19 protein-coding genes are annotated in these 17689 nt (G+C 62.6%); 8 read left to right on the forward strand and 11 right to left on the reverse strand.

Features of this window, described 5'->3' with window-relative positions:
• The first annotated feature begins 89 nt into the window (after positions 1–89).
• From VD811_08740 to VD811_08755, 4 genes are all read left to right on the forward strand, one after another.
• Positions 90–1379, forward strand: a complete 1290-nt coding sequence (locus tag VD811_08740) for a DEAD/DEAH box helicase (protein ID HXV21058.1) — start codon at positions 90–92, stop codon at positions 1377–1379.
• Between the two features lie 287 nt (positions 1380–1666).
• Positions 1667–2698: an AI-2E family transporter gene (locus VD811_08745; protein HXV21059.1), complete on the forward strand. Its 1032-nt coding sequence runs from the start codon at positions 1667–1669 to the stop codon at positions 2696–2698.
• Positions 2699–2717: 19 nt separating this feature from the next.
• Entirely contained in the window at positions 2718–4313 is a 1596-nt protein-coding gene (locus tag VD811_08750; protein HXV21060.1) for a TrkA C-terminal domain-containing protein, read from the forward strand.
• A 133-nt stretch (positions 4314–4446) separates the two neighbouring features.
• Entirely contained in the window at positions 4447–4641 is a 195-nt protein-coding gene (locus tag VD811_08755) for a hypothetical protein (GenBank protein HXV21061.1), read from the forward strand.
• Positions 4642–4765: 124 nt separating this feature from the next.
• Here the strand turns inward: VD811_08755 and VD811_08760 are convergent, their stop codons facing one another.
• From VD811_08760 to VD811_08770, 3 genes are read right to left on the reverse strand one after another with little or no spacing between them, the layout of a single operon-like run.
• Entirely contained in the window at positions 4766–5368 is a 603-nt protein-coding gene (locus VD811_08760; protein ID HXV21062.1) for a flavodoxin family protein, read from the reverse strand.
• A gap of 49 nt (positions 5369–5417) precedes the next feature.
• A complete protein-coding gene (locus VD811_08765; GenBank protein ID HXV21063.1) occupies positions 5418–5879 on the reverse strand; it encodes a YhcH/YjgK/YiaL family protein in 462 nt (153 codons plus the stop codon).
• Between the two features lie 43 nt (positions 5880–5922).
• Entirely contained in the window at positions 5923–6816 is an 894-nt protein-coding gene (locus tag VD811_08770) for an ATP-binding protein (GenBank protein HXV21064.1), read from the reverse strand.
• A 285-nt stretch (positions 6817–7101) separates the two neighbouring features.
• Between VD811_08770 and VD811_08775 the strand changes: the two genes are divergently transcribed.
• Positions 7102–7815, forward strand: coding sequence for an outer membrane beta-barrel protein (locus tag VD811_08775; GenBank protein ID HXV21065.1), 714 nt, complete (start codon positions 7102–7104; stop codon positions 7813–7815).
• A gap of 10 nt (positions 7816–7825) precedes the next feature.
• Here VD811_08775 and VD811_08780 read toward each other — a convergent pair whose 3' ends face one another.
• From VD811_08780 to VD811_08810, 7 genes are all read right to left on the reverse strand, one after another.
• Positions 7826–8272 carry a YbaN family protein gene (locus VD811_08780; protein ID HXV21066.1) on the reverse strand — a complete coding sequence of 149 codons (447 nt, stop codon included), beginning with the start codon at positions 8270–8272 and terminating at the stop codon, positions 7826–7828.
• A gap of 154 nt (positions 8273–8426) precedes the next feature.
• A complete protein-coding gene (locus tag VD811_08785; protein HXV21067.1) occupies positions 8427–9101 on the reverse strand; it encodes an ABC transporter ATP-binding protein in 675 nt (224 codons plus the stop codon).
• Positions 9094–10257 (reverse strand): ABC transporter permease, encoded by a 1164-nt coding sequence (locus tag VD811_08790; protein HXV21068.1) that lies wholly within the window; start codon positions 10255–10257, stop codon positions 9094–9096. Before VD811_08790 ends, VD811_08785 begins: the two co-directional genes overlap by 8 nt.
• A 2-nt stretch (positions 10258–10259) precedes the next feature.
• Positions 10260–10646 (reverse strand): hypothetical protein, encoded by a 387-nt coding sequence (locus tag VD811_08795; GenBank protein HXV21069.1) that lies wholly within the window; start codon positions 10644–10646, stop codon positions 10260–10262.
• A gap of 118 nt (positions 10647–10764) precedes the next feature.
• Complete coding sequence (locus tag VD811_08800) at positions 10765–11094, reverse strand: hypothetical protein (protein ID HXV21070.1); 330 nt, start codon at positions 11092–11094, stop codon at positions 10765–10767.
• 10 nt (positions 11095–11104) lie between these two features.
• Complete coding sequence (locus VD811_08805; GenBank protein HXV21071.1) at positions 11105–12628, reverse strand: radical SAM protein; 1524 nt, start codon at positions 12626–12628, stop codon at positions 11105–11107.
• Between the two features lie 13 nt (positions 12629–12641).
• Positions 12642–13052 (reverse strand): rhodanese-related (seleno)protein, encoded by a 411-nt coding sequence (locus tag VD811_08810; protein ID HXV21072.1) that lies wholly within the window; start codon positions 13050–13052, stop codon positions 12642–12644.
• Between the two features lie 371 nt (positions 13053–13423).
• Here VD811_08810 and VD811_08815 point away from each other — a divergent pair, with 371 nt between their 5' ends.
• From VD811_08815 to VD811_08825, 3 genes are all read left to right on the forward strand, one after another.
• Complete coding sequence (locus VD811_08815) at positions 13424–14590, forward strand: hypothetical protein (GenBank protein ID HXV21073.1); 1167 nt, start codon at positions 13424–13426, stop codon at positions 14588–14590.
• A gap of 233 nt (positions 14591–14823) precedes the next feature.
• A complete protein-coding gene (locus VD811_08820; protein HXV21074.1) occupies positions 14824–15387 on the forward strand; it encodes an NAD(P)H-dependent oxidoreductase in 564 nt (187 codons plus the stop codon).
• Positions 15388–15434: 47 nt separating this feature from the next.
• Positions 15435–16598 (forward strand): ATP-binding protein, encoded by a 1164-nt coding sequence (locus VD811_08825; protein ID HXV21075.1) that lies wholly within the window; start codon positions 15435–15437, stop codon positions 16596–16598.
• A gap of 220 nt (positions 16599–16818) precedes the next feature.
• Here VD811_08825 and VD811_08830 read toward each other — a convergent pair.
• Positions 16819–17689, reverse strand: an 871-nt coding sequence (locus tag VD811_08830; GenBank protein HXV21076.1) for an AI-2E family transporter, incomplete at its 5' end; no start/stop codon positions are given.

A 17689-nucleotide genomic window follows, 5' to 3' on the forward strand; every position in this document is an offset into this window, starting at 1 on the left:
ACCAGCTGTTCCAGGATGAAAACGACTGTATCGTAAGCCCCGGAATGTTCCCGGGGCTTTTTTCTTGTGGAACAAAGAAAGAAGGATTTATGGCTTTTCAAGTGTTCAACTTCAACCCCAAGGTTGCCGCCGGCGTGGCGGAAGCGGGCTACGTTTCGCCGACGCCGATTCAGGCGCAGGCGATTCCCGCCGTCATGCAGGGGCGCGATGTCATGGGACTGGCGCAGACCGGAACCGGCAAGACCGCCGCATTCGCGCTGCCGATTCTGCACCGTCTGATGCATGGCGGACACGGAGCGGTCCGCGCACTGGTCATCGCCCCCACCCGCGAACTGGCCGAGCAGATCCACCAGTCGATCGAGACCCTGGGCAAACAGACCCGGTTGCGCAGCGTCACCATCTACGGCGGGGTAGGGATCAACCCGCAGATCCAGAAACTTAAAAAGGGCGTCGAGATCGTCGTCGCCTGTCCGGGACGGCTCCTCGACCACATCGGCCAAGGAACCATCGACCTCTCCCGGCTGGAAGTGCTGGTGCTCGACGAAGCCGATCAGATGTTCGACATGGGCTTTTTCCCCGCCATCCGGCAGATCCTCAAGAAGCTGCCGCGTGAGCGGCAGACCCTGCTCTTTTCGGCCACCATGCCCGACGAGATCCGCCGCCTGGCGCACGATGTGCTCAGCGATCCGGTCACCGTCCAGGTTGGCAACACGGCGCCGCCGGTTACCGTCAGCCACGCCCTCTACCCGGTTTCCCAGCACCTCAAGACCCCCCTGCTGCTCGAACTGCTGCAGCACACCGACACCGAGTCGGTGCTGGTCTTCACCCGCACCAAGCACCGCGCCAAGCGCTTGGGCGAACAGCTGGCCAAGGCCGGCTACAAGGCGGCCTCGCTGCAGGGGAACCTGTCCCAGAACAAGCGGCAGGCGGCCCTCGACGGATTCCGCGACGGTTCGTTCCAGATCCTCGTGGCGACCGACATCGCCGCCCGCGGTATCGACGTCTCCCAGGTTTCGCATGTCATCAACTACGATATTCCCGATACCCCCGAGGCCTACGTGCACCGCATCGGCCGCACCGGGCGCGCCGCTCGCAGCGGCGACGCCTTCACCCTGGTGACCGGCGAGGATACGGTGATGGTGCGTACCATCGAGAAAGTGCTTGGCGCGACCCTTGAGCGCCGCAAGGTGGACGGTTTCGATTACACCGTCCCCGCGCCGAAGAAGGACGGTGAATTCGCCCGCCCGCCGCGGCAACCGGCACCCCGCCGCCAGCCGGCCGGGGAGAAAAGGACGGGAGCTTCAGCCGCCCCCGCCTCCCGTAACCGGCGCCCGCAGCGTCCCGGCCGTACCTCGTCGGGAGCGCGGGCTGAGAGATAAGCGCAGGGCAGGGGAGGCAACAAGCCTGTTCTGGAAGAGCTTTAGCCGCGGAGGACCTCTGACAGGCACGGATTTTCAAAAATCCGCCTTTATCCGGGTGCATCCGCGGCTTTTTCTATGGTCATGGACGGATCGAAGTCCCGGCCGCAACTGCGTTGGCGGCAAGACCGATACGCCCCCCCGCTGCTCCTTTTCAATTCTCTTGACAAAAGACCCTCGACGGCTGTTAAGTATTTGTGGTTCGTTGCGCCGGGTTTCTCATTATCATTCCTTCTGACGTATCCCCCATGTCGAATGCAGTCGCCAAAGACCCCGTCGTGAACCGCTCCGAAGTGGCCTCCTGGCTGTTTGCCGCCCTGCTGCTGGTGATGGCGGTCAAGTTTCGCCTGCTGGCCACCCTTTTTGCCGGCTTTCTGGTGTTCGAACTGGTCCACGTCCTGGTCCCGGTTTTTCACCTGAGCCGTCTGGCCGGCAAGCGGGCCAAACTGGCCGCCGTGGCCTTGCTGTCCGCCGCGATTGTCGGCCTTTTGACGGTCGTGATCTTCTGGGCTGCGGCCTTCATTCGCGGCGGCGCCGAGAATCTCCCCCTGCTGTTCCGGACGATGGCGGAAATTCTGGAAGAGTCCCGTCACTGGCTGCCGCCGATGATCGAGGAATATCTCCCCGCCGACGTTGAGGCGATGAAGCTCGATGTCGCCGAATGGCTGCGGGGGCATGCCGGAGACCTCAAAGTGGTGGGCCGCGAGACGCTGCGCACCGTTGCCCACCTGCTGATCGGCATGGTCGTCGGCGCCATGCTTTCGCTGCGGGAAGCCATGCCGGGACAGGCGGGAGGGGCGCCCCTGGCGACCGCCCTGGGCGAGCGCGTCCGGCGCTTCGGAGGGGCCTTTCGCCGCATTGTGTTCGCCCAGGTGCGCATCTCCGGCCTGAACGCCTTCCTGACCTGGCTCTACCTCGGGGTCGGCCTCCCCCTGCTCGGTATTTCAATTCCCTATACCAAGACCCTGATCGCCGTGACTTTCCTGGCCGGGCTGCTGCCGGTGATCGGCAACCTGATATCCAACACCGTGATCGTCGTCGTCAGTCTGAGTCTTTCGCTCGGGGTAGCGGCGGCGTCCCTGGCGTTTCTGGTGGTCATCCACAAGCTGGAATATTTTCTCAATGCCCACATCATCGGTTCGCGCATCCGTGCCGGTGCCTGGGAACTTCTGCTGGCGATGCTCCTCATGGAAGCGGTTTTCGGGCTGCGGGGTCTGATCGCGGCCCCTGTCTTCTACGCTTATCTCAAGGACGAACTCTCCTCCCGCGGACTGGTCTGACCGCGGCAAACAATTAATCATGACACTGCTGCACAACCCCATTTTCCTGCTGCTGTTTATCATCGTCCTCGGCGAACTGCTGGGCAAGGTGCGCCTCTGGAACCTCTCCCTCGGCTCCTCTGCCATCATCTTCGTGGCGCTGGCCTTCGGCCATTTCGGTTTCACCATCCCGCAAGGGGTGCAGACCATCGGCCTGGCCATGTTCATCTATGCCGTCGGACTGCAGGCCGGCCCCGGCTTCCTCGGTTCCTTTCGCAGCCACGGCCTCGCCATGGCAGCGTGCGTCCTCGCCATGGCGGCAGCCGGCACCCTGATGACCTATGTCTGCTGCCGGCTGTTCGGCTTCGACGCCGGCACCGGCGCGGGCCTGCTCTCCGGCGCGATGACCAGCACCCCGTCGCTGGCTGCGGCGGTGGAGGTCGTCGGCCACGGCCAGGCCCCGGCGGCCTACGGGGTCACCTACGGCTTCGGCGTGGTCGGGGTGGCCCTCTGCATCAAGCTGCTGCCGCGCCTGCTGCGCATCAATATTCGCGGCGAGGAAGAGGGGCTCGCCCGGGAACTCGCCGAGATCAACCCGCCGATCACCTTTTGCCACCTCGAGGTGAGCAACCCCAACCTCTTCGGCAAGCGGGTGGCCGACATTTTTCTCAAGAGCATCGCGCCGGTGACCCTCACCCGGTTGCTGCGCCAGGGCGCCTCCGAGCCGGTGCTGGTCGGGGCGGATACCGAGCTGCAGGAAGGTGACCGGCTGCGGGTGGTGGGACGGCCCATTGATCTGGAGAAGGTGCAGCTCTTCATCGGCCGGCCGATCGAGGGGGAGATCGCTTTCGACCGGGTGCTGACCAAGAAGAGCATCGTCGTCTCCAAGCCGAAGTTCGTCGGGACCACCCTCGGCTACTTCAACTTCCGCGAGACGTTCAACGTGCAGGTGGCACGCATCACCCGTAACGGCATCGACCTGCCGGCCGACGCCAACACACGCCTGCATCGGGGCGATGTGGTGCATGCCGTGGGCGACGAGCGCTCCCTGCGCAACGTCACCCGCCTGCTCGGCAACGATCTGAAGGCCACCTACGAGGTCAGCCTGCTGCCGATTCTGGTCGGCCTCCTTTTCGGCTTCCTGCTCGGCCAGATTACCCTGCCGCTGCCGCTGGTCGGTCCGCTGACTCTAGGCACCACCGGCGGCACTTTGCTCGCCGGTCTGCTGCTCGGCGCCCGCTACCAGACCGGTCCCCTCATCTGGGATGTGCCGTCCGGCGGCAATCGCCTGATCCGCGATCTTGGACTGGCGCTGTTCATGGCGGCGGTGGGGACCTCGGCCGGAGCTTCCTTTGTCGCCACCCTGCAGGCCCAGGGTATGCCGCTGCTCCTCTCCGGCGTTGTGGTGACCATCGTTCCGGTGGCTGTCGGCGCTCTTCTCGGCCTCTGGTGGCTCGGTATCCGCTTTCTGCGGCTGCTGGGGGTGCTGGTGGGGGGGATGACCAGCGCCTCGGGCCTCGCCGCAGCCGGCGCCCTCTCGGCCACTCCCTATGCCGGGGCCGCCTACGCGACGGTTTATCCGCTGGCACTGATCGGCAAGATTGTTGCCGTCAAGGTGCTGCTGCTGATTCTCTGAACAGCTTTCTTGCCCGGGACTCATGGGACCTATGAGACCCGCGAGCATTCCCAGTCTGCCTGGTTGCCCTGCAAAAGTGAAAATCTGCGGTAAAATGAGGGTGTAGGATCACGCAGAGAAAGGAGGCCAAAACATGAACGCGGTGCTCTTCAGAGGGCAGATGAATCAGTTCAGAGGCACCTTCATCACCGGCATGGGCCGGTTGACCGGTAACGATATCGGCCGAATGCGCGGCCGAATGTTGAGGCTGCTGGGAGTGGCCCAGGTGACGTATGGCCGGGCTGTGGCAACGGCCGGTAAACGGATCCGGAAATTCACCCGGTATTAACAGGATGATGAACAGCGATTGGTCATCGGTGATTAGAAGTGAGTGCTTTGTAGAAATTGAAAAAGCCTGCGTCAAGCAGGCTTTTTCCGTTGCTGCAGCAGCGTAAATTCTCTGCTCTCGCCGCTTACTCGGCAGTAGCGGTCGCGGCGTTGCCCGGTGCCAGCAGTTTGCGGGCCAGCAGTGCCGCCTCCTGCATGACCTCCTGCCGGGAGCCGACGTCGCCTTTGCGGTAGACGTCGACAACCCGCAGCGGATGGGTCTCGGCGAAACCGGTCCAGTGGAAAAGGTTCCGGTAGCGCGGCAGAATGTCGGCGAACCAGTCGGGGCTGCGGTGTCCCTGGGTGAGAATGAAGGCGAGTTGCTTGCGCACCGGCAGACGGCTGGGGTGGTTCAAGGCGATGTACCCCGGCAGCAGATACGAGTAGGTGCGGTCGATGAAGGCCTTGAGCTGAGCGGAGACGTCCCCGTAGTAGACCGGCGAGGCCATTACCACCACTTCCGCGGCGAACACCGCCTCGAGCACCGGACTCAGGTCATCCTTGAGGACGCATTTCTCCGAGCGGGTTTTGCACCGGTTGCAGGCTTGACAGCCCTGCAGCGACAGGGTGTTCAGGTAGAAGCTCTGGGTGCAGGCGCCGAGCTTGCGGGCCGTGTCGAGAAAATGCCCGGCGACGGCGGCGCTGTTGCCGTTCTTGCGAGGACTGCCAAAAAGACAGACGACATTCATGGTGCGGCTCCGTAAATTCGGCGCTATCCAGCGATCTCGCCGTGGCGGCTCAGGCCGCGGCAGAAATCGGGATCTTGAAAACCACCTTCTTCACCTGGCTGGGGCCATCCGCAAGCTGCAGCATCGGCATGTGCCCGTCGTCGGGGTAGAAGACGGCGAAGAACCCCGGGGTGAGGGTGAGGCGGTCGGTGGGTCCTTCCAGCTTCAGGAAGTCCTTTTCCGCATCATAGGGGAGCTCGCGGCAGGCGCTGCGGCAACAGATGCCGACCGCCTCGGCGCCGCTTGTCAGCATCTGAATGTCGATGTACTTGCGGTGGCACTCGATGAAGCTCTCGGCCAGTGGACGCGTGGCGTATTCGCTGACCAGCGCGAAGGCGCCACGGTCGTTGACATCATGGCGGCCGACCGGCAATGTGCCCGGGTCTCCCTTTTGCAAAAACGCCAATACGTCGGCGAAGTGGGGATGCAGTGGGAGATAGAGCGGAAAATTTTCCAACTGATCGAAGATCATGACGAAATCATGCCTCCTTGCGCAGGTGGGGCCGGACCGTGTCTCAGACTCCCATCGTCGGCAGCAGGTAACGGCCGACCCAGTTCTTGGAGAACTGGAAGGCGGTGCGGCCGCAGCGCTTGCTCTTGTCGTGGGTCCACTGGATGGCGGCCTGCTCCAGTTCCTTGCTCCAGGGGATCTCCACCCTGCGCTCGCGGGCATGCCGCTCGACGCAGAGGCGCACGGCGTCGAGGTAGCGGTCCTGGGTGAAGACGTGGAAGGGGACCCATAGGCCGAAACGGTCGGAGAGGGAGACCTTCTCCTCCATCGCCTCGCTCTGCTGCAGTTCCCCCTTGACGAACTTGCCGCCGAGGTGGTCGGACTCGTACTCGGGGAGGAGGTGACGGCGGTTGGAGGTGACATAGATCAGGACGTTTTCGGGAGCCGAATAGACCGAGCCGTCGAGAGCGCTCTTGAGCATCTTGTAGCTCAGTTCGCCAACCTCGAAGGTGAGGTCGTCGCAGAGCAGGATGAAGCGGAAGGGCTGGTTCTCGACGGCGGTGAAAATTTCGGAGAGGTAGATCAGGTCCTCCTTCTCGACCTGAATGACGCGCAGCCCCTTGGGGGCGAACTCGTTGAGCAGGGCCTTGACCAGGGACGATTTGCCGGTGCCGCGCGAGCCCCAGAGCAGGGCGTTGTTGGCCGGCAGGCCGGCGAGGAACTGACGCGTATTGTTGATCATGATCTCTTTCTGCTGATCAACGCCGAGCAGTTCATCGAGAGTGGTGCTGTCGGTCACCTTAACCGGCTCGAGAAAGCCGGAAAAGGAGTGGCGGCGCCAGTTGGCGGCGTGGCAGATGGCCCAGTCGATGCGGGCAACGGCCTTGGGGAGAAGCATTTCGACGGAGCCGAGCACGCGCTCGAGCTGGGCCACGACTTCGGGTTTGAGGTTCATCATGCTGCGGTCTCTTTCTTTCTGAAAATGTGGGCGGTAGGGGAGGGCGTCGAATTCCGACCGGTCTGCACCACCCCTGAAAACCCACCCATGAAAAGTGGATAACTTGCCGGAAAAAGGTCAAAAAAGAAGGCCACCCTGTATACGTCACTCCCCTGTCCGGTGTCAAACAAAAATCCGGCCGGGAAACAAAAAGTTCTGTTCCTGGCCGCTATAATCCTTGAGTATGTCTCCAGTGTGGCCAGTCGTACTTCTGGAGATGCACCAATTCTGTCCGGAGAAGTGCCCATGTCCGACACCCGATCGATATGCCTGCTTACCCTGCTCGCCTGGTTACTGCTGTCGGCTGTCGCGCCACAGGCTGTGCTGGCCGCGAACGGCGCATTTCTGCAGGGAGTTGTCGGCGCCGGCAGTTTTGATGCCGACAGCCTGACCTTCCGACTTCATCCGGCGGAGTCCGGCAAGAAGGAGGACCTTTCCACCATGCCGGCCATCGGCTTCATCGGCCAGCACCTTTTCGCCGGCGACAGGACGCAATTGGGAGTCGAAGGCGGGATTTTGTTCGGTTGGCGTTCCCGCAGCACGTCTGCCGTGATCGCCTCGAACCAGACGGTGGTCAAGATCGACAGTTCCCTCTGGCTGCTCGATCTCTCGGCCGGGGTCTGTCTCAACCAGCGACTGGGATCACGGTGGCGGCTCTATCTGGCCGCCGGTCCGGCCATGGTCTTCGGAGAATACGATGCGGACGAAGACGTCATGGCAACGGCGGGAGCTGTTGACCCTGCTGCCGCTCCTGGCGTCCGGAACGGCAGCGAGTCGGCATTCGGTGTCGGCGGCTATGCCCGGGCCGGTCTCGAGTACGAATTTGCCCCGCTGTCCCTGCTCGGATTCAGCGTTCGCGGGGTGGCCACCAACATGGAGTTCGACAGCACGGTCGACTCATCCAGAGTCAGGGGTGTGCAGGCATTTGTCACCTTTACCCGGAATTTCGGGCGATGGTGATTAAGGCAAGTCAGGGTGCAGGCGAGGTCGACTGGCCGGCAGCATCCTCAGAGCTCGGCAGCCGCAGGAGGTAGAGCGTGACCGCCAGGGCGATAACGAACATCAGGACCCTCACCCAGAAAAGCGGGACAAGGAAGAGGGCAGAGGCCGGGATCGTGACCCAGACCAGGGCAATCGCCTTGACCTTGGCACGCCGGGGGATGCCGGAGCCTTTGAGGTAGGGCTGAAGCAGCGGACCGAGGTGGCGGTGCTCCAGAAGCCAGCTGTAAAATGGCTCGGAACTTCGGGCGAAGCAGGCGGCCGCCAGCAGCAGCAGAGGGACGGTCGGCAGCAGGGGAAGGAAGATGCCGAGTATCGCCAGGCCGGTGCTGAGCAAACCCGCAGCTAGCAGGCACCACTTCCTGGCCCGGCTCCCGGAGCGTGTTGCGATTTGCTTCTGCTGCCTTGTTCCGTTCATCCTCTTGCCTTACGCTTCGGGTGGCTGTGAGCACCTTCATGTTAAAGGATAACCGGCGACGGCAGCAAGGGCATTGATCACCGTCAAGCATGAGGGAGAAAACAAAAAAGCCTGCTCGCGCAGGCTTTTTTGCGGATCAGAAAAAGTCCTGTGGTTATGACGAAATCCGGCCGTCCTGAACGCGGATGACGTTCTGCGCCTGGCGGGCGATGCCGTCGTTGTGGGTAACGAGAACGATGGTCTTGCCGCGGCGGTGCAGGGTGTGAAGAATCTCGACGATCTCAGCCTCTGCCGCCGAGTCGAGGTTGCCGGTCGGTTCGTCCATCAGCAGGATGTCGGGATCGTTGATCAGCGCCCTGGCAATGGCGACCCGCTGCTGCTGGCCGCCGGAGAGCTCGGCAGGCCGGGCGCCGGTTTTTTCGGCCAGCCCGACCTGGGCCAGCATCTCCTTTGCCCGGGTCGACTGCTGCCGCTCCGGTACGCCCGAGAGCATCATGGCGGTTTCCACATTTTCTGCCGCCGTGAGATTGCGCAGCAGGTTGAAGAACTGGAAGACGAAGCCGATCTTCTTTGCCCGCAGCCGGGCCAGGGAGCTGCTGTCGAGCCGGGTCAGTTCGACGCCGTCGATCTCGACGCTGCCGGCGCTCGGACGGTCCAGTCCCCCGAGCAGGTGCATCAGGGTGCTCTTGCCGTGGCCAGAGGGTCCGACGATGCAGGTGAAGGAACCGCGCGGGATGGACGTGGAGACGCCGCGCAGAGCATGGCTGGCCGCGGCGCCCGTACCGTAGGTCTTGGTGAGGTTGTCGGTGCGGATGATGATGTCATTCATAGCTGATGGCCTCCACGGGAGAGAGCCGCGCCGCCCGCCAGGCCGGATAAACGCCGGCGACGACGGCGACGACGGCGGAGAAGGCGATGGCCCCGAGGATGATCCCCGGGTCGGCCAGGCCGGCGCTGCCCGACCCTTTGACGAAGGCGGTAAAGGTGTTCTGGCTGATATGCGGTGCGGCCAGAGCCGAAAAGAGCAGCCCGCCGAGCGCCCCGGAGAGCCCGCCGAGCAGGCCGTAAACTGCCGACTCGAGCAGGAAGACGGCAAAGATTGTCCGCCGCCGCGCGCCCAGGGCTTGCAGAATGCCGATCTCCCGCTTGCGCTCGTAGGTGGCGGTCATCATGGTGTTGATGATGCCGAAGGCCGCCGCCAGAATCGCCACGGCGGCGATCAGTTGCAGCGTGACGTTGACGGTGCCGATGATGGAGAGAACCGACTTGAGCATCTGCTTGTCGGAGACCACCCCGAGATTGACAGCTTCAGTTATCTTCAGGGCGTAGTTGTCAACCTGGTTGATGTCGTCGACCCGCACCGCTACAAAGGAGACCATCTCGCCCTGGCCATAGAGCCGCTGGGCGATGGGAAGCGGCAGAAAGACGGTAAGGTCGTCCTTGCTGCCGGTTTCCGCAAGCACTCCGCGTACCGGCAGCCGTTCGCCGCGGATGGTGAGAGAGGAGCCGGGCTCGAGGCCGAACTGGGCAGCGAGGACCGCGCCGACCACCGCCTGCTCCTCCGCCGAAGTGTCGAGGTAAGCGCCCCGCGCCATCTCCCACCCCTTGAAAAGTTTCGTTTCATCCGGCAGGATACCGAGGACGGTCACCGGGCGATTGTCGACGGCTGTCCGTTCGGTCAGGTAGGGGATCGCGGTAATTCCCTTGATCGCCCGTATTTTGGCCACCTCTTCGGCGGTGATGGTTGTCGGCAACTGTTCGCCGGTGAGGATGGAGACCTGCTCATAGGCGCAGGAGCCCTTCGGGGTGACGACCAGGTTGGCGCCGAGGGCGGCCGACTCCCGGTGGATTTCGGCCTTCAGGCTCCCACCAAGGGAGAGGAAGGTGACGAAGGAGGCGATGCCGATGGTGATCCCCAGCAGGGTGAAAATGAAGCGGCCGCGCCGGCGGGTGATGTTCCTGAAGACAAGTTTTCCGAGGGTCATTCTTATCCCCCGAGGTTGTGGTTGCGCAGCACCTTGATCTGCTCGGCCGCGAACAGGTAGCCGCCACCCGTATTGACGAAGCTGCCGGTCATGCTGATTTCATCGCCGCCGGCCGGCAGCTTGCCCTGATATTTCACCGGGATGATCTGCTTGTTGCAGTTCGGGCTCTGGCACTGCAGCTCCTTGACATCCATGATGCCGAAGATGTTGGGATCCTGCCGCGAGAACCCGTAAGTCACACCCGTGACGGTGATGGTGCCGGTGAAGGCCGCCGGGTCGGAAGCGACCTCGTTGACGGCCAGAGCATGGACGTTGTCCTGTCGGAGGAAGACGACGGTGACGGCAATAACCAGGGCCAGGCCGACGCCGGCCAGGATGTACTTTTTCATAAGGATCTCCTTGCTGGAAATGTTGATTCAGGCCGAACGAATGGACTGCGCAAGCAACTGGGTACGCGGCCCCTTTCGTGCTGCGGCAAAATTCTCCGTTTCAGTTATCAGGGGGAGATCAGGCGGTTTCGGGCGGGTAGTCGATGACGGCGCTGAAGCCGTCCGGGCAGAAGGCCGGCGGCAGAGAGAAGCCGGAGGCGGTAACCTGCAGCGGCCAGACGTAGGAGAGGGAGGCGACCCGGTCGAGGGTCAGACAGGAGAAGCAGAGGCAATTGGCGTCCGCGCAGGGACCGCTCATCGGCTCCGGCTCGGGCTCGCCCCGGTCGCAACAGGCATCGACGCTCTCCGGGTGATCCAGCGCCGAGACGGTAGTCGCAATTCCGGTGAACATGGCAAGGGAAAGGATGAGCAGCACAAAGGCTAAAAAACGGAGACGCGTGGAAATCATGCCTTCAACTTTAGTCGCAGGCGTCGGAGCGTGTCAAGAGGGTTTCGCCGGTTCGGGTCGCGACCTGCTCTGGTGGCGGTGTTCCCCGGCTCTCCCCTTTCGCTGTCAGTTTTTCCCGTATCCCCAGTCTGCCGAGCAGCTTGCGGATGAGGGCCGTGTAGCGCCAGAGGGGCGGCCGCACGCCGGTTAATCCCGCGAGAGCCCGGATTCCGGGGAGCAGCCGCAAGGTCGGCATGCCGGTGCGAATGAAATTGGGCCGTTCGATGACGGCTGCCCGCACGGCGTGCTGCAGGGCCGAAAGATCGAGTGATGGGGAAAGGTAGAAGGCAGGCGCCAGCAACTCTTCGGCCCTGCCCGTGTAAATTCCCTCCAGCCGGGCCAGCCGTTCGAGGTGGGTGCCGGGATAGATCCGAATCCCGACCGCAAAGAAGGCCGCGTCTCCGGAGCGCACCTGCCGGCGAGCGAACTCGAGAGTTTCCTGCACCGTGTCGGCCGTTTCGCCCGGGCCACCCAGCATGAAGACCCAGAGGCAGGGGAGACGGTGGCGGCGGACGGCGGCGGCCGCGCGCAACAGTTCTTCCGTTCCGAAGTTCTTGCCCAGGCCGGCAAGCACATCGGTCGCAGCGCTTTCGGCGGTGAGGGCGACCGAGGCGAAGCCGGCTCGTTCCATGGCGGTGAGCAGTTCGTCGTCGACGAAGGCGGGATTGAGCTCATGCGTGTGGAGGCGCACCGGCAGCCGCCGGCGGGTGATTTCGCGGCAGATTTCCAGGGCGTGCTCAACCGGAAGATTGAAGACGTTGTCGACGAACTCGATGTCCCGGAAGCCGGCGGCGGTCAGTCGCACCACTTCTTCCGCCACCCGCTCGGGTGAGGCGAAGCGGAAGCTCTTTCCCTCGATCCGGGGACACGGGCAGTAGATGCAGTCAAAGGGGCAGCCCCGCTTGCTCAGCACCGGCGCCGTCGCCCCGTGCCGGCGGTAGGTGCTCGTATCCAGCCAGCGGGAATAATCGGGGAAGAGAAATTCCCCGGGGCATTCCCTCGCCGCCGGACCTTGGCGAAAGCCGCCCGTTTCCAGCCAGCCCAAGCCGGGTATTTCCTCCGGGCGGCCGCCGGCGTCCAGGGCGGTGAGGAGGGCCGGAAACGTCCGTTCCCCCGCTCCGCACACCACCCAGTCGGCCCCCGTCAGGCGCAGCAGTTCCTCCGGCATGATGCCGGCGGCCGCGCCGCCGAGGACGAACGTCGCTGCGCTTTCGGATCGGACCGTCCGGGCCAGGGGGACGAGTTCCGGCACGAAATTCTGCGGATCTTCCATGCTGGTGTTGTCGAGGTTGCGCACCGACAACCCCACCACCCGGGGCGCGAGACGGGCCAGGGTTCGGCGCAGCGAGGCGACCGGATCGCCGGCAAACATCAGGTCAAGCAGTTCCACCTGATGCCCGGCCCGCAGGGCCGCCTCCGCCGCCAGACAGGCGCCGACCGGCATGACCGGCGCCGGTTCACGGCAGCGATTGGTACTGACGATGAGAACGTTCATCCTGGAAAAAGCATTACTTCGGTTCCACCGGATATCCGGCCTCTGACCATGCCTTCCAGCCACCCTGAAGGGCGTAAACCTTCGTATAGCCCATCCCGATCAGTTTCAGTGCCACACGGGCACTGGTTCCTTCCGACTGTCAGGCGCAGTAGAGGACGATCTTCTTCTCCTTCGCATAGTTGCCGGCCCACTTTTGCGGCGTCGAAGAGTCCTCCCTGGCCGCACCGGCAATCTTCCGGTCGCTCTCTTTCCAGTCCTTGTCCGTGCGGACGTCGATGACGACCAGGTCAGGGGAGCCGAGCTCTGCTTTCAACTCTTCAACCGTTATCCGGGGAACCTCCTCGGCTGTCGGAGATTTCCCCATCCCGCTGAGGAGTGCTGCAGCCAATAGGGCCGCAAGAAGGATGAACCACTGTCTGCGCATACGCATTACCTCCCTTGCTTTTGTCTGTTGCCGCCGTTTGAAGTATAACGGTACCACAGGGTTGTCTCTTCACAAGGGATCATGATTGCGCGTTCAGTTCGCCGCAACTGGAGGTGTATATGCGGCCTTCCGTGGGAAAGTTCGCGTCCGTCCGCACAAAATTCTGCACCCTTCACAAAATCCTCTTACTCCAATATCTCCGTTGTGGTATTATCGGCGCTATTCATCCTTTCCTTCAAATCCACCCGCAAAAGGCAGGCCAATTTCATGCTATCCTCGCCCGGCTCATCCCTCCGGCAGCGTCATATCTGCGTGCCTGTCGTCAGGGATGAAACTTGCCGGCGCCGAACCACACCTTGAAGGAGTATTTTGTGAAGTCCCCGCGTATTTTCCGCACCGCCCCGATGCTTTCCCCCTTGCTGCTGACTCTCCTGATTCTGCCACTCGCCCTGGCGGGTTGCGGGGAAGATCAGGCGCCCAAGACGGACACCCGTTCCGCCGACCGTCCGGCGCCCGTGACCGACGCGGCTCCCAAGCCTGCCCCCCCGCCGGCGGAGCATGCCGTAGCGCCAGAAACCACGTCTCCCACCTTGCCCGCGACTCCCAAGCCGACTTCGGTCCCTTCCACGCCTGCCGCTGTAAACAAAGCTGCGGCGGCGCCGACGGCTCCGAGGATAAAGTACAAGTCGGGCGAAGACCCCGAGTTCGCCAAAAATTGCGGTTGGCCGGTGAACTGTCCCGCGCCGCTCCCGGGAGCGATCCTGCCGCAGAAGCGCATCGTCGCCTACTACGGCAACCCGAATTCCAGGCGGATGGGGGCACTGGGGGAGTACGAGAAGGACGAGATGCTGCGTCGGCTCAAGGGCGAGGCCGAGCGGTGGGAGCAGGCGGATCCCTCGCTCCCGGTGCAGCCCGCACTGCATCTGATCGCGGTGGTGGCGCAAGATCAACCGGGCAAGGCCGGCAAGTACCGGATGATCATGCCGGACGAGGTGGTGAACCGGGTTTACGGATGGGCGAAAGAGGCGAACGCCGTCATGTTCATCGACATCCAGACCGGGCATGACGACATCCGCGCCATCCTGCCGCGCTTCGAGTGGATCCTGAAGAACCCGGATGTGCACCTCGGAATAGACCCGGAGTTCAACCTGATCAAGAGCGGCAAGATCCCGGGAACCAAGATCGGCACCTACGACGCTGCCGACATCAACTACGTCTCCGGTTATCTGGCGGAGTTGGTGCAGAAGTACAATCTGCCGCCCAAGGTCTTTACGGTGCACCGCTTCACCCGCAACGGCGTCACCAACTCCCGCAACATCCAGCTGCGCCCCGAGGTGCAGATCGTCATGCACATGGACGGCTGGGGGGCTCCTTGGCTGAAGCGGGATTCGTACAAGGATTACGTGGTGGCCGAGCCTGTCCAGTACACCGGGTTCAAGCTCTTCTACCATAACGACACCAAGAAAGGCGATCCGCTGATGACACCGGAGGATGTGCTCAAGCTGCATCCGAAGCCGCTCTACATCCAGTACCAGTAATCTTCCTGCTGCCGGTAAAAATAAGGGCCTCTCTCCTGACCGCTCATTTGTCAAGGGAGGGGCCCTTTTGTTTTTCCCGGGCCTGGACCTGTTCGTCGCAACGAGACATGCGCTTGTTCTTTTCAGCCAATGCGGTAATCTGAATTCATCCGGAACGCCGTCGATACTCCGCACCGTCCTTCTCGGGGTCCCGGGCAGCAGAAGTGGGATCCGGGGGAATTAAGGAGAAAAAAATGACTTCCAGAATGTCCATCCTCGGATTTGCCGGCAGCTTGCGAAAGGATTCTTATAACAAAGCCATCCTGCGGGCCGCACTGGAGATGGTTCCGCCGGATGCGGAACTGAAGATTTTCGATCTCGAGGGGATTCCGCCTTTCAACCAGGAGTTGGAGGACCGGCCGGCCGAAAAAGTAAAGGCATTCAAGGCCGGAATTCGGGCTGCCGACGCTTTGCTGATCGCCACTCCCGAATACAACTATTCGATACCGGGGGTGTTGAAAAACGCCCTCGACAGCGCCTCACGCCCTTATGGAGACAACGCTCTCGATGGCAAGCCCGTCGCCATCATGGGCGCCTCCGTCGGCATGCTCGGGACGGCCAGGGCCCAGTACCATCTGCGGCAATGCTGTGTTTTTTTGAACATGTATCCACTGAATCGGCCGGAGGTCCTGGTGCCCTTCGTGCAGGACAAGGTTGACTCGGACGGCCGGCTGACCGATGTGAAAACACGGGAGAAGATAGGGGAAATGCTGGAGGCTCTGGTGTCCGCGACGAAAAAGCTGAAAGCAGGCAGATAAAAAGGGTTTCCGGCTCATCTTGCCGGCCTCTCTGCTATAATGAGACCATGCATTCCGAAATGAACCCACCTGACGAACCTCTTGAAAGCCAGCCGGCGGTTCAGCCGTCGGCTCTCGCCGCCCTTTCCCGGCAGCAGGAGATCCTGTTTGCCAACAGCGCCATCTCCAGGCGACTGCTCGATGCCATACCCAACCCCCTGCTGATGATCAACCGGGACTGGCAGGTTGTTTATGCCAACAGCGCTGTTCTCAGAATGTTCGCCCTTCCAGGGGGCGAGCAGGTTCCCGGCCTGCGCGAGGGGGAAGCTTTCCACTGTCTGCATTCGCGCAGCAAAGGCGGTGAGGCGGAAGCGAATATCTGCTGCCAGATCTGCGGAGTCGCCAGGGGCGTGGCCCTTGCCCTGCAGGGCCGCGAAACAGTCAGCGACTGCCGCCTGACCTGCGACCTGGTCGGCAGCGGAGCCCCCATCGAGCTGCGCGTCTGGGCGACGCCGCTGGAGAGCGCCGGCGAACAATTCTCCATACTGGTCTTGAGTGACATCGGCCAGGAAAAGCGCCGCGCCATGCTCGCCGACGTCTGCTTCCATGACCTGCTCAACACGCTGACCAGCATACGTGGGCTGCTCGATGTCCTGAAGCACTCGGATGTTACAGAGCGCCCGGAGATTTGCGAATTGCTCGAGCAGACCACTCTCGGCTCCATCGAGGAGATCATGACTCTTCGTCTGCTGGAGCAGGCCGAGGAGAGTGCACTATCGGTAAACTGGTCGCCGCTGACCACCGGCGACTTTCTGCAGCAGCAATTGAAGACCCTGCAAAGGCATCCGGAGGCGCGGGGAAAATATCTTCGCTTCGAAGAAAGTGTGGCCGACGTCTGTTTGCATACTGACAGAAATCTGCTGCGGCGGGTGATCGGCAACATGGTTCTCAATGCCCTCGAGGCTACCGACCATGGAGGAACGGTCACCCTCGGCTGCCGACTTGCGGGGGAGGAGATCGAGTTCCGGGTTCATAACGATCGACCGGTCCCGCTCGAGGTCCAGTCACAGATTTTCACCCGTTCCTTTTCGACCAAGGGGCAAGGCCGCGGATTCGGCACCTACAGCGTGCAGATGCTCAGTTCCCTGCTCCGGGGCAAGGTCGGGTTCGTAAGCTCGCCCCAGTCCGGTACGACCTTCCACGCGATATTCCCCCTTCAGCCGACCACCTGAAATCATGAGCCACACCGCTCATCGGCCCTGCCTCGGAGTTGCTGAACCCCCACTCGGCCAGCAGCAGGGGAAAGCGGGCCGGGAAGGCGGCGAAGCCGGTCATGTTCGGGACCTTGGCGGTGCCAGGCAGCAGAACGATACGGGAGGGCGAATCAGCGGGTTTGGCGGATAGCGTAATGGTGGCAGCGAAGTGAGGGATTGGTGTTCACCGCAGTCCGGATTACTCCTCCCGACTGTCCTCCGGCAGGACCATCTGGCCCCGGTAGATATCCAGGAAAGCCCGGAAGAGGGAGAGAACCAGGGGACCGATGAGGATGCCGACGAAGCCGAAGGCCGCCAGGCCGCCCAGAAGCCCCAGGGCCACCACCAGCAGGGATTGCTGCCCCTTGCCGCTGATGAAGAAGGGGCGGATCAGGTTATCGGACGGCACCACCAGGACGAAGCACCAGAGAAACAGGAACAGTCCCCGACTCACCTCGCCCTCCAGGAGGAAATACCCGACGGCCGGCACCCAGACCAGGGCGGTTCCCACGAAGGGAATCAGGGCCGCCACTGCGGTCAGAGCACCGAACAGCAGCGGCGAGGGGAGATCGAAGACCCAATAGCCGATCCCGGCCAGGAGCCCCTGGACCAGGCAGGTCAGAAAAACGCCGTAGATGACTGCCGAGAGCACCCGCTTTACCGTCCCGGCCACCACATTCCGGTTTTCACCGGGGATCGGCACCACCGACCAGAACCGCTCCAGCAGGATCTCGCCGTCCTTGTAGATGTAGAACAGGGCCATCACCATGAGGATCACCTTGACGGTAAAGGCGAGAGAATTGCGGATCATGGCGGAAGAGTAGTCGAGCAGAAACCCCATCACCTTGCCGGTCCCCATCTGCACGGCTTCCCGGAAACTGAGGCCGAACTGCTCCAGATACGGTTGCAGCCGCTCGGCCAGTTCGCGAACCACGGGGAAATCCTGCAGATGGTCGAAGGTGAGGGGACCGGCTTCGGCGACCTCCTGTTCGAGTATTTCGTAGATTCCCACCACCTCCTGGGTCATCAGAAGGATCAGGATAACCACCGGCAGGACGAAGACCAGCATC

Source organism: Desulfuromonadales bacterium (assembly GCA_035620395.1).
Lineage (GTDB): Bacteria > Desulfobacterota > Desulfuromonadia > Desulfuromonadales > DASPGW01 > DASPGW01.

Bases quoted from the DNA above. Each gene is read 5' to 3' on its own strand.
- VD811_08805 (HXV21071.1), bottom strand. From the start codon at position 12,628: ATGAACGTTCTCATCGTCAGTACCAATCGCTGCCGTGAACCGGCGCCG.
- VD811_08750 (HXV21060.1), top strand. From the start codon at position 2,718: ATGACACTGCTGCACAACCCCATTTTCCTGCTGCTGTTTATCATCGTC.
- VD811_08800 (HXV21070.1), bottom strand. From the start codon at position 11,094: ATGATTTCCACGCGTCTCCGTTTTTTAGCCTTTGTGCTGCTCATCCTT.
- VD811_08755 (HXV21061.1), top strand. From the start codon at position 4,447: ATGAACGCGGTGCTCTTCAGAGGGCAGATGAATCAGTTCAGAGGCACC.
- VD811_08745 (HXV21059.1), top strand. From the start codon at position 1,667: ATGTCGAATGCAGTCGCCAAAGACCCCGTCGTGAACCGCTCCGAAGTG.
- VD811_08740 (HXV21058.1), top strand. From the start codon at position 90: ATGGCTTTTCAAGTGTTCAACTTCAACCCCAAGGTTGCCGCCGGCGTG.
- VD811_08785 (HXV21067.1), bottom strand. From the start codon at position 9,101: ATGAATGACATCATCATCCGCACCGACAACCTCACCAAGACCTACGGT.
- VD811_08770 (HXV21064.1), bottom strand. From the start codon at position 6,816: ATGATGAACCTCAAACCCGAAGTCGTGGCCCAGCTCGAGCGCGTGCTC.
- VD811_08825 (HXV21075.1), top strand. From the start codon at position 15,435: ATGCATTCCGAAATGAACCCACCTGACGAACCTCTTGAAAGCCAGCCG.
- VD811_08760 (HXV21062.1), bottom strand. From the start codon at position 5,368: ATGAATGTCGTCTGTCTTTTTGGCAGTCCTCGCAAGAACGGCAACAGC.
- VD811_08780 (HXV21066.1), bottom strand. From the start codon at position 8,272: ATGAACGGAACAAGGCAGCAGAAGCAAATCGCAACACGCTCCGGGAGC.
- VD811_08795 (HXV21069.1), bottom strand. From the start codon at position 10,646: ATGAAAAAGTACATCCTGGCCGGCGTCGGCCTGGCCCTGGTTATTGCC.
- VD811_08775 (HXV21065.1), top strand. From the start codon at position 7,102: ATGTCCGACACCCGATCGATATGCCTGCTTACCCTGCTCGCCTGGTTA.
- VD811_08765 (HXV21063.1), bottom strand. From the start codon at position 5,879: ATGATCTTCGATCAGTTGGAAAATTTTCCGCTCTATCTCCCACTGCAT.
- VD811_08790 (HXV21068.1), bottom strand. From the start codon at position 10,257: ATGACCCTCGGAAAACTTGTCTTCAGGAACATCACCCGCCGGCGCGGC.
- VD811_08820 (HXV21074.1), top strand. From the start codon at position 14,824: ATGACTTCCAGAATGTCCATCCTCGGATTTGCCGGCAGCTTGCGAAAG.